Raw genomic sequence first — 12,227 nt, 5'->3', positions numbered from 1 at the left:
TGTTATAACTTAACCGATGACATGTGGGTAGCCGGCGGTGCCATTAATAATGGCGGCATCATCATGCGTTGGATGCGTGACCGCATTCTTCACTTGCATGGCCCGCAGATGGAACAACTCGATGTGGATCCATATGATTTGATGACCATGAAAGCTCGTCATGTACCGGCCGGTTCCGGCGGCTTACTCTTGATGCCGTTCTTTACCGGTGAGCGTGCACCATATTGGAATTCCGATTTACGCGGTGCTTTTATCGGTTTATCCTTAAATCACAGCCGTTCTTATATGATTCGCGCTACCATGGAAGGTATTTGTTACAGCCTTCTTTGTGTATTGCAGGCTCTACGTGATTTTGAAGAAGTTAAAGACATTCGCGTCAGCGGTAGTTTCACCAAATCCGAATTATGGCTTCAGATTATGTCTGATATTTTTAATGAAAACATTACTTTGCCGACAAACAGTGAAGGGGCATCCTTCGGCGCAGCCGTATTAGGCTTCATTTCTGACGGTACGTTAAAGGACATTAAAGATACAGCTACACTCGTTACGGCTCAAGAAGTGTACACGCCAAAGGAAGCGAATCGCGAAGTATATGACGATTTGTTCAAAATTTATGAGTCTTTATATGTAAATATGAAAGATGATTTGGCTCGTTTGGTAAACTTCCAACAGAACCATCCGTTCAATCGTTTATAATATATTTTTTATTTTCTTGTTGAACTATTGTGTCGGTTCATATGAAAGGAGGCGCTTTTATGCCACTGGTTATATTGGCATTAGGCATCGTGCTATTGTTCTTCCTTATTGTAAAAGTGAAGTTGAATAGCTTTTTATCCCTTATTTTAGTGTGTATTTTGTTGGCATTCGGCGAAGGCTTGCCGATTGACAAAATTTTCCCTACTATTCAAAAAGGCTTGGGTTCAACCTTAGGCGGCTTAACAATCGTAGTCGGCTTCGGTGCCATTCTCGGTAAACTCATGGCTGACAGCGGCGGGGCACAGCGTATTGCTACCACATTGATTAATATGTTTGGTCGTAAAAATGTAAAATGGGCAGTTTGTTTAACCGGTTTTATTGTTGGTATCGCTTTATTTTACGAAATCGGCTTCGTACTTTTAATTCCATTGGTATTTACCATTGCGGTAGCAGCTGATATTCCGCTTCTCGAAGTAGGTATTCCGATGGCTGCCGCTTTATCCGTAACTCATGGCTTCTTGCCACCACATCCGGGTCCAACCGCGATTTCCGTTATTTTTAACGCCGATATCGGCAAAACCTTGATTTACGGTTTAATCATCGGTATTCCAACTGTTATTATTTCCGGTCCGTTACTGTACAATACAGTAAAAGACATTAAAACGGAAATTCCTGAAGGCCTTCACAATGATAAAAACTTCTCTGATGAAGAAATGCCTTCCTTCATGAGCAGTATTTTAACCGCCTTAACACCGGTTATCTTGATGGCTATCAGCGCCGTAGGTAAAATGATGGGCATTCCTAAAGATGCGCCAATCATGCATATCTTCAACTTCATCGGCGACCCAAGCGTTGCGTTGACTATTTCCATCGCTGTAGCCTTCTACACCTTTGGTTATGCTCGTGGCAAAACTACTAAAGAAATTATGGAAACTTCTGAAAAAGCAATTCTTACCGTTGCCATGATTCTCTTCATCGTAGGTGCCGGCGGTGCGTTGAAACAAGTACTCATCGACAGCGGTGTAGGCGACTACATCGGTCACTTGGTAATGGGTGCTAACTTGTCCCCATTATTGTTGGCATGGATTATCGCTTCCGTTATTCGTATCGCCGTAGGTTCTGCTACTGTAGCAGCTCTTACAGCAGGTGGTATCGTAGCGCCGCTCATTCCGCTTACCGGCGTGAGCCCTGAACTTATGGTATTAGCCGTTGGTGCGGGCAGCGTTATCTTCAGCCCACCGAATGATCCGGGCTTCTGGCTCTTCAAAGAATTCTTCGGCCTTACTGTTAAACAAACAGTACGCACCTGGTGTGCCGTAGAAACAGCCATTGCCGTATGCGGTCTCATCGGTGTAGAAATCTTGAATTTATTTGTTTAATAACAACTATATAAGTTACAATCAAAAGGTTGCTTCCTCAGGGAGCAACCTTTTTTGTTGAAATCTTGTGAAAATTAATAAATTGTTACTTTTATTTATATTCAATTTGTGTAATATAATATATTATTTTTATTCACATAATGTTTAATATAACCGCATATTGTAGAATAATTTTAATAATAAAAACCTATCTTAATAATAGATTTATCACATAAAAATATAACCACTTGATTTGCAATTTGAATTAATTTATAATATGAAAATATTGTGATTAATTTCATTTTTTGTAAGGTTGATTAGGTGGTATTAATGAAGAAGAAACAAAGAGATATGCTGACTTTGCTCGTTTTGGGGGCGTTTGCTGTATGTGGCGTAAATGAAACTATGGCTGCGGCGGTGAACAGTGTTGTTGCCGGCAATGGTGCTAATGTAGCCGGCACGGCTGCTCATGGCATAGCTATTGGCACTAATGCTAATGTATTGCCGGCTGACAACTATAGCGATACTATGACAAACGGCGATAAGCGCAAAACAAATGGTCAGACATCCATAGCAATAGGTGTTAATTCCGAAACAAAATGGAGTGGCGCTACGGCTGTAGGTGCGGGAGCTAAAGTAAACGGTTTAAATGCGTCAGCTTTTGGCAACGGAGCAAACGCCATTGGCGAAAACAGTATTGCACTCGGTGGAGCCTCTATGAGTGAGACGTATACGTATTTTGATACGACTTACAATATGAATAATGCTATTGCAGTGGGTAAAGAAGCTCATGTGGGAGCCAGGCGCGGTATTGCTATCGGATTAAAAACTAAAGCTGAAGGTATAGCTTCGACGGCTCTTGGACCACAGGCCGAAGCTTTAGGTGAAAGTGATACGGCTATTGGGAACCAAGCCCATGCTAACGGTTGGGGCGCTTCGGCATTCGGCACCATTGCCAAAGCAGATGGCATGAATGCGACCGCTATCGGTAATGATGCAAGAGCTCAGAATACCTACGCCGTAGCGTTAGGCACTCATTCTATTGCTACAGCGGAAGGAAGTACATCATTGGGACCTAATTCTCAGGCGGATGGTAAATTTTCAACATCAGTAGGTTATAATGTGCAAACGGCGGGCCTTCACGGCATTTCTATCGGTACCAATACGGTGCGTAACGCAACAGCGAATAATGATGCCAATGCGGGTGGCGATTACGCAATCTCTATGGGGTCCGATACCCATGCACGCAATACCGACTCTATTGCCATCGGTCGTCAAGCTGATTCTACCAGTGCAGGCAGTATAGCTATAGGCGCAAATTCTTTTGTGGAAACTCAAGATGGCGTAGCCTTAGGCAGTCAGTCCATAGCCAATCGTTATAGTTTAAAAGATGTATCGGTAGTATCTGATGCCTCCGCGGCGGATGAACAAGTGTATGGGGCTGATAAATCCAAAGATACCGATAAAGCCGCTATTGCCAATACAGTTAAAGGTAATGTAGGGGCTGTTTCGGTAGGTAATGATGATATGAAGCGTCAAATTATCAATGTGGCGGCCGGTTCGGAAGATAGCGATGCCGTTAATGTGGCACAGCTGCGTTCGGTTGAAAATTCAATTGAAGCTACCGTGAAAGAATATACGAATGGTTTTACAACTGTTATAAACAATCATACGAATCAGATTGCTGATTTGAATAATCGAGTGGATAACATTGAGGGAAAAGTTAACAACATAGAACGGGATGTTACCCAAATGAAAGGGGAAATGCACAAAGTCGGCGCTATGTCGGCGGCCTTAGCCGGATTAAGAAACCTCGCTTTTGATCCGAGCAGTAAATTAAACTTCTCGGTGGCCGGTGGTTTTTACCGTGAGGCTTCGGCAATGGCATTAGGCGCGTCCTATCAACCGAATGAAGACGTACTCTTTGCTGTAGGAACCAGCGTGGGCAATAATGACAATATGTATAACGTGTCCGCAACCTTCAAAGTGGGACCAAGTGAAAAACGTCGTGCGTATCTTAACGATGAACGCATGGCGCCAATCAGCACCGTTTATGTACTTAACGATAAAATGACCCTGTTGGAAAAAGAAAACCAAATCGCCAATCAGAAAATAGACCAACTAGCTCAAGAAAACGAAGAACTCCGTCAAAAACTTGAACTATTAATGACAAAACTCTCGGTGTAACTATTTTTAATAACTACACAAGTGCCGTATAAGTGTTAAGCCAATTCAGCGTTGCAAAGGAAACAACACGTACTAAGCATATCCTCCCAAAATCCTTGCTTAAGTACACCTCTCCCTGTACACTGAATACAACAATTAAACCTATACGACACTACTTTTTTTGCTTGCAAAACCTGAGCAAGATCGTACTCAGAGTCCACATCCCCACCAATTGAATACTTTTATAGCACACGAACCTTTGCTATTAGGCTAGTAGTTCGGTGCAAAGTATTTTGGTTGAGTACGATGTGGGGTGATGGCCTAGGCGCTATGATAGGGAAGACGATGTGGTACACGTTCGAAGCGACTTTTTTTGCTTGCAAAACCTGGAGCAAGAACGTGTGCCACATCGTCCATATCCCGGCCATCATCCCACATCGAGATAATTAAAAGAAACTGCACCGAACCACTTGCCATAGCAACAGTTTGTGTGATATACTCATAAAGTATGAAATTACGCACGCAGATCTGATCCGACATCTGTGTCAGGGCTTTTCCTGATTTATACTCGGATATGACGCTGCGGAGGTTTATTTAACAGGAGGTGCCAACATGGCAGTAGTATCAATGAAACAATTATTGGAGGCCGGCGTACACTTCGGTCACCAGACAAGAAGATGGAACCCTAAGATGGCTAAGTTCATCTTCACTGAACGTAATGGTATTTATATCATCGACCTTCAGAAAACAGTTAAAAAAGTAGAAGAAGCTTACGATTTCCTTCGTGAAGTTGCTCAGAACGGTGAAGTAATTCTTTTCGTGGGCACAAAGAAACAAGCTCAGGAATCCGTTAAAGAAGAAGCTATCCGCGCTAACATGTTCTATGTAAACGAACGTTGGTTAGGTGGTATGCTTACTAACTTCAAAACTATCGAAACTCGTGTAAAACGTTTAAAACAGCTTGAAACAATGGCTGAAGACGGCACATTCGAACTTCTTCCTAAGAAAGAAGTTATCGGCTTACGTCATGAAATGGAAAAATTGGAAAAATACCTCGGCGGTATCAAAGATATGCCTAAAATGCCGGGCGCATTATTCGTAATTGACCCTAAAAAAGAACGCATCGCCATTGCAGAAGCTAAAAAATTGGGTATCCCTGTAGTAGCTACAGTTGACACTAACTGTGACCCAGACGAAATTGATTTCCCAATCCCTGCAAACGATGACGCTATTCGTGCCGTTAAATTGTTAACAGGCAAAATGGCTGACGCTGTATTGGAAGGCCGCCAGGGCGAATCCTTGGATGACCAGGGTGAACACCAGGAAGCTGCCGATCAAGCTTTAGCACAAATGGTTTCTGACTCCGTTGACATGGTTCAAGACGGTCAGGGCTAATAAGAGCTTTTAAAAGCACAGCTTTACAAACTTAAAATGTATCATACGTTAAATAAAGTTTTGTTCAAAAATATTTAATAAATAGGCTTTTTACGGTCTATAATTTTCACAAAAACAGCATTATGGCTGTTATGTGGAATATATAAACCGGAGAATTCACAAAATTATATATAATCGGCAAAAATTTATTTGATAAAAAATGTAGAACGATATAAAATTAAGGTAAGGCTTTATGACCTTACCTTAATTATTGTATAGGAGGTATATATTAAATGGCGATTACTGCTGCATTAGTAAAAGAATTGCGCGAAATTACAGGCGCAGGCATGATGGATTGCAAAAAAGTATTAACCGAAGCTAATGGCGATATTCAGAAAGCAATTGACTTACTTCGTGAAAAAGGCTTAGCCGCTGCTGCTAAAAAAGCCGGTCGTATTGCTGCTGAAGGCGTAGTTTCTTCTTATATCCATGGTGGCGGACGTATTGGTGTTCTTGTTGAAGTTAACTGCGAAACTGACTTCGTAGCTAAAACCGAAGACTTCCAAGCTCTCGTTAAAGACATTGCTATGCAGATTGCAGCAGCAAACCCTGCGTACTTGAACCGTGAAGAAGTTCCTGCCGAAGTTATTGAACACGAAAAAGCTGTTCTTTTAGAACAAGCTAAAGCAGAAGCTGAAGAAGACGTAAAAGCAGGTCGCAAACCAAAACCTCAGGCTGTTCTTGAAAAAATGGTTAACGGTCGCGTTGAAAAATTCTATAAAGAAAACTGCCTTATGGAACAAGTTTTCATTAAAGATGGTGACAAAACTATTACTGATGTTATTACTGAAAAAATCGCTAAAATCGGTGAAAACATTAACGTACGTCGTTTCGTTCGCTACGCTTTAGGCGAAGGAATTGAAAAGCGTCAGGACGACTTCGAAGCTGAAGTTCGTGCAGCCGCTGGTCAATAAGAGTTAAAGAGATAAGAGAACACCGTCACGTGTTCTCTTATTTTGTAATAGCAGAGGAGTAATAAAGCAATGAGTAATAGAAATTTTAAACGTATCGTCTTGAAGTTGAGTGGTGAAGCCTTAGCCGGTGATCAGGGCTTTGGTATTAACCCGTTAGTAGTAGAAGAAATTGCTAAAGAAATCGCTGAAATCGCCCGTACAACGGACTTGCAGATTGCTATCGTAGTAGGCGGCGGCAACATTTGGCGTGGACTCGCCGGCAGTGCTAAAGGCATGGACCGTGCTTCTGCTGACTACATGGGGATGATTGCCACTGTAATGAACTCCTTAGCATTACAAGACGCCCTTGAAAATGCCGGTGCGGCTACCCGTGTTCAGACGGCTATTGCTATGCAAGAAGTAGCTGAACCATACATTCGTCGCCGTGCAATCCGTCATTTGGAAAAAGGTCGTATCGTTATTTTTGCTGCCGGAACGGGTAATCCGTATTTCTCCACCGACACTACAGCTGCACTTCGCGCTGCGGAAATCGAAGCCGATGCTATTTTGATGGCTAAGAAATTTGCTGACGGTGTATATGATTCGGATCCACGCACCAATCCGGATGCTAAGAAATTTGATGAGCTTACATACATGGACGTAATCAGTCGCGAACTTAAAGTTATGGACGCAACATCTACGACCTTGTGTAAGGATAATAATATTCCAATCGTAGTGTTCAGCATGGATATTCCGGGCAATATCACACGCGCTGCGAAAGGGGAAGTTGTTGGTACTATTGTAAGAGGTGAAGAATAATGGAAATTCAAGAACTGTTAACCCGTGAAGAAGGCCGTATGGACAAGACCATTGAGGCTTTAAAACATGAGTTTGCTTCCATTCGTACCGGTCGCGCCAGTACTGCCTTATTGGACAAAGTTATGGTTGATTACTATGGCACACCATCGCCAATCAATCAGGTTGCCAATGTAACGGCACCGGAACCACGCTTAATTTTGGTAAAACCATGGGAAAAATCCATGATTGGACCAATTGAAAAAGCAGTTTTACAATCCGATTTAGGCCTTAACCCAAGCAATGACGGTGATACAATTCGTTTGGCTATTCCTCAGCTTACGGAAGAACGTCGTAAAGAACTCGTTAAAGTAGTAAGCAAAAAAGCGGAAGAAGCTAAAGTTGCCGTTCGCAACATTCGTCGCGATGCTAACGATGCCCTTAAAAAAGAAGAAAAAGCAAAAACTATCACCGAAGATGATGCTAAACAAGGTCAAGAAAAAATCCAAAAATTAACGGATAAAAAAATTAAAGCTATCGATGACTTAAAAGACAAGAAAGAAAAGGACGTATTGGAAGTATAATGAATACGCCAAACTTAATTGTTGGATTACCTTGGCAGCTTGCACAGAAGATGTTGCAGGCTGCCAATATCCCTTTTTCAGTAACTATGGGTGAGAACTACAATAGATTTTTTACTGTTGCTGACAATGATTTTTATGTAGGCCGAGTGACCTATGTAGAGGAAACGGGCACATGGCAAGTGTTGCTGTATCGCCCTATGATAGCAAGCGGTTTTGAAAATTGCACTGAGGTACAATATGCTAAAGAATTTACTTCGTAAAAAAGAAGGAACTGCGTCAACGTCAGGCGTTACACTGGATCCTAACAATATACCTCACCATGTAGCTATTATTATGGATGGCAATGGTCGTTGGGCGAAACGCCGTGGTTTACCGCGTACGATGGGACATCGTGCCGGTGCTGATGTATTAAAGAAAATTGTGATTGCTGCCGATGAAATCGGCATTAAAGCCTTAACTGTGTATGGTTTTTCCACGGAAAACTGGAAACGTCCGGCCACAGAAGTGTCTTTATTGATGAGTTTAATTCGCGAATATTTGCTCGGTAATGTACGAGATATGCATGAACATAATGTGCGTATTCGTTTTATCGGCTATATTGGTGGTTTATCCGAAGAATTGCAACAGATTATTGCTGATGCAGAACAATTAACTAAGAATAATACGGGTCTTACCTTACAGTTAGCCATTAACTATGGGGGACGCGATGAAATAGTACGAGCTGTTAAAGCTACGGTAGCCGAAGTGGCTGCCGGCACTATGGCCATTGAAGATATTAATGAATCATCTTTTAGTGAACATCTATTTACCAAAGAATTCAGTGATGTAGACTTATTGATTCGTCCAAGCAATGACTATCGAATCAGTAATTTCCTGTTATGGCAATTGGCGTATGCCGAGTTTTGGTTCACCGAAACTCATTGGCCTGATTTTACAGCTCAAACTTTATTGGATGCTGTGTATGCCTACCAGCAACGAGAACGGCGCTTCGGCGGTTTAAAGACGGAGGAATAATATGCTGAAAACTCGTGTAATTACGGCATTAATCGGCTTAGTAATAGCAGTTATTGCAATTACGGCAGGCGGTTATATTTTTAACGGCATTATTCTTTTGCTGGCTTTATTAGGCTGGCGGGAATATGTAGGCATGCTTCGTAAGACTAAGGTAGTGTTACCGGAGCGCTGGGGTTATTTGTTTACACTCCTTATGATGGGTGCTATCACTTTTGGCTTATATAAATGGGCCATTATTGCGGGGGCAGCTTCAGTATTGGTAATAGGCTTATTGTATATCTTTGGGCCGGCCAGACTGGATTTGTCCGTTATTAGTACGTCCATGTTAGGATTTTTTTACATAAACGGCGGCTTTGCTGCCTTTATGGCATTACGTGAAAACTCTCTCTATGATTTATTACCGATTGGTTTAGCTAATGCGCATATAGGCGAACTTGTTATTTGGTTATTATTACTTACCACCTGGGCCAGCGATACATTTGCGTATTTTGCGGGCGTTAAATGGGGTAAACGTAAGATTGTACCGAATATCAGTCCCAATAAATCCTTAGAAGGCTATGTAGGCGGTTTTATCGGTTGTTTGTTAACCGGTATTATTTACGCTGTAATCGTAGGGATTCCATTCTCCTTGGGGCTCGGGGCCGGCCTTTTAACCGGTATTGCAGCACCTTTGGGCGATTTATTTGTGTCTAAGTTAAAACGCGCTTGCGGCGTTAAGGATTCCGGCGTTTTATTACCGGGCCATGGCGGTGTACTCGATCGCTTTGACAGCTTATTATTTTCAGCACCAATGGTATTGGTTTACCTTTTGTAATCGCGATATAATAAATAGAGAACAGTATAACAGCGTTAAGTTAGTAAGACTTAAACCGTTAGTAATACTTAAACCGTTAGTAATATAAATATAGTAGTACAAAGATAAGCAAAGGAGTTTCTATGAAAACACTGAGTATTCTTGGGAGTACCGGTTCTATCGGCACGCAAACTTTGGATGTAGTACGACAGCATCCCGATTTATTTTCGGTAAAAGGGCTGGTAGCATATCGAAATGTGGATATATTGGAAGCTCAAATTAAAGAATTTCAACCGGAAATTGCCGGCCTTGTAGATGAAACAGCGTTTTTAGAATTAAAAAAACGATACCAAGGTCCGACAAAATTGGTGGGGGGCAAAGAAGCCTTAATTGCAGCCGCTACCTTGCCTAGTGCTGAATTAGTGGTGACCGCTGTAGTGGGCGCCGCCGGCATTGAGCCAACTGTTGAAGCTATTAAGGCGAAGAAGACAATCGGTTTGGCCAATAAAGAAACCTTGGTAGCCGGTGGTCCGCTTATAACGGCCTTATGCAAAGAATATGGGGTGCAATTGTTACCGATTGACAGTGAACACAGTGCGATTTTCCAATGCTTGGAAGGTCAGACGCGTGAAAACGTTGACTCACTGCTCATCACGGCATCGGGTGGACCGCTACGCACATGGCCGTCTGAAAAGATTGCTACCGCTACGGCCGCTGATTGCTTGCGTCATCCCACTTGGAATATGGGCAATAAGATTACTATCGATTCAGCCACTTTATTTAATAAAGGACTTGAAGTGATAGAAGCACATTGGTTGTTCGGCTTTGACTTTGACCACATCAAAGTTACCGTTCATCCGCAGAGCATTGTTCATTCCATGATTATGATGAAGGACGGTGCCATTTTGGCTCAGTTAGGTAATCCTGATATGCGTGAACCGATTCAGTATGCCCTGACATATCCTGAACGAAAACCGCTTAAGATGGATACTCTTACCTTTGCTGATGCTTTAAAATTAGAATTTTTCCCACCTCGCTACGACGATTTTCCGGCTCTTAATTTAGCTTTTGAAGTCGGCCGGGCAGGGGGCTTTAAACCGGCTGTATTCAATGCAGCCAATGAAATTGCGGTATATGCTTTCCTCGACGGTAAATTACAGTTTGCCGATATTTACAAAACAGTTTTGGCTGTTTTAGAAAAAATGGAATCAGAACCGGACTTTACGCTTGAAAATTTGCGTGAAATTGATTTATGGGCTCGTGAAACAGCCAAGGCTTTGATTAAATAGGAGAGATTATGTTAACTATTGTTGCCACAATCTTCGTATTTGGCATTATTGTGTTTATTCATGAATTCGGTCATTTTATTACGGCCAAAGCCAGCGGTATGCGTGTTGATGAGTTTGCCATCGGTTTCGGACCGGCTATTGCTAAAAAACGCAAGGGCGAAACATTATATTCTATTCGTGCCATTCCTTTAGGCGGTTATAACAAAATCGCCGGTATGGATCCGGAAGAACCGCTCGATGACCGTTCGTTTTTAAATAAACCGGTATGGAAACGTTTTATCGTTATTGCCGCCGGTGCCGTATTTAACTTTTTATTGGCCTTAGTTCTATTCTTTATGGTTTACGTAGCCAACGGTATTCAGACGCCGTCTATGGAACCGGTAGTTGGGAACATGATGAATGGTTCGCCCGCTATTAACGCACAGATGGAACTTAATGACCGTATCGTGTCTATTAACGGTAAGCCTGTTAATGAATGGACAGATATTTCCAAAACATTGCAAGGCACGGCGAATACAATTGTACCGATTGTAGTAAATCGCGCCGGTGTTAACCATGAATTGACGGCCATTCCGGAAGCGGTGGGTGACGACGGACGTGCTGTTATCGGTATTAATCCGGTTATGAACTCCCAACCTTTAAGTGTGGGCGAGTCGGCTATTCAGGCCGTACATACAACCGGTTTTGTTTTAGTTAGTATGGTGGACGGTATTTGGTCCATGATTACCGGCCACGCCAATGCGGAATTGGCCGGACCTATCGGAGTTGCCCAAATGGCCGGTCAAGTGGCGGAAAGCGGTTTTTGGAACTTGCTTCAATTTACCGCCTTATTAAGTTTGAATTTAGGTGTCATCAACTTATTGCCGATTCCGGCATTAGATGGTGGACATTTAATTGTTTTAATCATTGAAGGAATTACGAGACGACGTTTGCCGGCGAAGGCATTGTATTATATACAAATGACGGGGGTTTTCATTTTATTGGCTCTCTTTGTATATGCTACGACTCATGACATTAGCCGTCTGTAATATAGGAGTTACCTATGATTAACAGAAAAGAAACAACTCGAATTAAAGTGGGTTCCGTACCGATTGGTCATTTTGCACCGGTCAGCGTTCAATCCATGATTACAACGAATCCGGTGGAAACGGAAAAAGCGATTGCCGAAATTAATCGTTTAGGCGAGGCGGGCTGTGATTTGGTGC

The 12,227-nt window shown here is 42.4% G+C and carries 14 protein-coding genes; 13 read left to right on the top strand and 1 reads right to left on the bottom strand.

Translation table 11 applies throughout. The features are described 5' to 3' along the window. The 3 genes from E7204_RS03755 to E7204_RS03745 form a co-directional block, all read left to right on the top strand. Nucleotides 1-696, top strand: a 696-nt coding sequence (locus E7204_RS03755; RefSeq protein WP_295181678.1) for an FGGY-family carbohydrate kinase, incomplete at its 5' end; no start/stop codon positions are given. A gap of 59 nt (nt 697-755) precedes the next feature. Further along, on the top strand, nt 756-2,075 hold the full coding sequence (locus E7204_RS03750; RefSeq protein WP_295181676.1) for a gluconate:H+ symporter: 1,320 nt from the start codon (nt 756-758) through the stop codon (nt 2,073-2,075). Nucleotides 2,076-2,384: 309 nt separating this feature from the next. Then, entirely contained in the window at nt 2,385-4,241 is a 1,857-nt protein-coding gene (locus E7204_RS03745; RefSeq protein WP_295181674.1) for a YadA-like family protein, read from the top strand. A 300-nt stretch (nt 4,242-4,541) separates the two neighbouring features. Here the strand turns inward: E7204_RS03745 and E7204_RS03740 are convergent, their stop codons facing one another. Continuing rightward, on the bottom strand, nt 4,542-4,760 hold the full coding sequence (locus E7204_RS03740; protein ID WP_295181672.1) for a hypothetical protein: 219 nt from the start codon (nt 4,758-4,760) through the stop codon (nt 4,542-4,544). Nucleotides 4,761-4,832: 72 nt separating this feature from the next. Here E7204_RS03740 and rpsB point away from each other — a divergent pair, with 72 nt between their 5' ends. From rpsB to E7204_RS03690, 10 genes are all read left to right on the top strand, one after another. Continuing rightward, nucleotides 4,833-5,615 (top strand): 30S ribosomal protein S2, encoded by a 783-nt coding sequence (gene rpsB / locus E7204_RS03735; protein ID WP_127058672.1) that lies wholly within the window; start codon nt 4,833-4,835, stop codon nt 5,613-5,615. Between the two features lie 272 nt (nt 5,616-5,887). Continuing rightward, complete coding sequence (tsf, locus tag E7204_RS03730) at nt 5,888-6,568, top strand: translation elongation factor Ts (RefSeq protein ID WP_021841032.1); 681 nt, start codon at nt 5,888-5,890, stop codon at nt 6,566-6,568. A gap of 69 nt (nt 6,569-6,637) precedes the next feature. Continuing rightward, nucleotides 6,638-7,366, top strand: coding sequence for a UMP kinase (gene pyrH, locus E7204_RS03725; protein WP_021841031.1), 729 nt, complete (start codon nt 6,638-6,640; stop codon nt 7,364-7,366). Then, nucleotides 7,366-7,926, top strand: coding sequence for a ribosome recycling factor (gene frr / locus E7204_RS03720; protein ID WP_295181667.1), 561 nt, complete (start codon nt 7,366-7,368; stop codon nt 7,924-7,926). The genes pyrH and frr overlap by 1 nt, the downstream gene beginning before the upstream one ends. Further along, a complete protein-coding gene (locus E7204_RS03715; RefSeq protein ID WP_295181665.1) occupies nt 7,926-8,186 on the top strand; it encodes a hypothetical protein in 261 nt (86 codons plus the stop codon). The genes frr and E7204_RS03715 overlap by 1 nt, the downstream gene beginning before the upstream one ends. Further along, nucleotides 8,164-8,940 carry an isoprenyl transferase gene (locus tag E7204_RS03710; RefSeq protein ID WP_295181663.1) on the top strand — a complete coding sequence of 259 codons (777 nt, stop codon included), beginning with the start codon at nt 8,164-8,166 and terminating at the stop codon, nt 8,938-8,940. The genes E7204_RS03715 and E7204_RS03710 overlap by 23 nt, the downstream gene beginning before the upstream one ends. A 1-nt stretch (nt 8,941) precedes the next feature. Next, on the top strand, nt 8,942-9,754 hold the full coding sequence (locus E7204_RS03705) for a phosphatidate cytidylyltransferase (RefSeq protein WP_295181661.1): 813 nt from the start codon (nt 8,942-8,944) through the stop codon (nt 9,752-9,754). 122 nt (nt 9,755-9,876) lie between these two features. Next, nucleotides 9,877-11,022 (top strand): 1-deoxy-D-xylulose-5-phosphate reductoisomerase, encoded by a 1,146-nt coding sequence (locus E7204_RS03700; RefSeq protein WP_295181659.1) that lies wholly within the window; start codon nt 9,877-9,879, stop codon nt 11,020-11,022. Between the two features lie 8 nt (nt 11,023-11,030). Then, entirely contained in the window at nt 11,031-12,050 is a 1,020-nt protein-coding gene (gene rseP / locus E7204_RS03695; protein ID WP_295181657.1) for an RIP metalloprotease RseP, read from the top strand. A 14-nt stretch (nt 12,051-12,064) separates the two neighbouring features. Further along, a partial coding sequence (locus E7204_RS03690; protein WP_295181680.1) for a flavodoxin-dependent (E)-4-hydroxy-3-methylbut-2-enyl-diphosphate synthase occupies nt 12,065-12,227 on the top strand: 163 nt, incomplete at its 3' end.

This window comes from Veillonella sp. (assembly GCF_015058545.1).
GTDB lineage: Bacteria > Bacillota > Negativicutes > Veillonellales > Veillonellaceae > Veillonella_A.
The sequence above is the reverse complement of the archived record's forward strand: the minus strand, read 5'-3'. Positions and strand labels throughout refer to the sequence as shown.

Excerpts from the sequence above, each read along its gene's own strand:
- tsf (WP_021841032.1), top strand. The coding sequence starts at position 5,888 with ATGGCGATTACTGCTGCATTAGTAAAAGAATTGCGCGAAATTACAGGC.
- E7204_RS03715 (WP_295181665.1), top strand. The coding sequence starts at position 7,926 with ATGAATACGCCAAACTTAATTGTTGGATTACCTTGGCAGCTTGCACAG.
- E7204_RS03745 (WP_295181674.1), top strand. The coding sequence starts at position 2,385 with ATGAAGAAGAAACAAAGAGATATGCTGACTTTGCTCGTTTTGGGGGCG.
- E7204_RS03700 (WP_295181659.1), top strand. The coding sequence starts at position 9,877 with ATGAAAACACTGAGTATTCTTGGGAGTACCGGTTCTATCGGCACGCAA.
- E7204_RS03750 (WP_295181676.1), top strand. The coding sequence starts at position 756 with ATGCCACTGGTTATATTGGCATTAGGCATCGTGCTATTGTTCTTCCTT.
- rpsB (WP_127058672.1), top strand. The coding sequence starts at position 4,833 with ATGGCAGTAGTATCAATGAAACAATTATTGGAGGCCGGCGTACACTTC.
- E7204_RS03710 (WP_295181663.1), top strand. The coding sequence starts at position 8,164 with ATGCTAAAGAATTTACTTCGTAAAAAAGAAGGAACTGCGTCAACGTCA.
- rseP (WP_295181657.1), top strand. The coding sequence starts at position 11,031 with ATGTTAACTATTGTTGCCACAATCTTCGTATTTGGCATTATTGTGTTT.
- pyrH (WP_021841031.1), top strand. The coding sequence starts at position 6,638 with ATGAGTAATAGAAATTTTAAACGTATCGTCTTGAAGTTGAGTGGTGAA.
- frr (WP_295181667.1), top strand. The coding sequence starts at position 7,366 with ATGGAAATTCAAGAACTGTTAACCCGTGAAGAAGGCCGTATGGACAAG.
- E7204_RS03705 (WP_295181661.1), top strand. The coding sequence starts at position 8,942 with ATGCTGAAAACTCGTGTAATTACGGCATTAATCGGCTTAGTAATAGCA.
- E7204_RS03740 (WP_295181672.1), bottom strand. The coding sequence starts at position 4,760 with ATGTCGGATCAGATCTGCGTGCGTAATTTCATACTTTATGAGTATATC.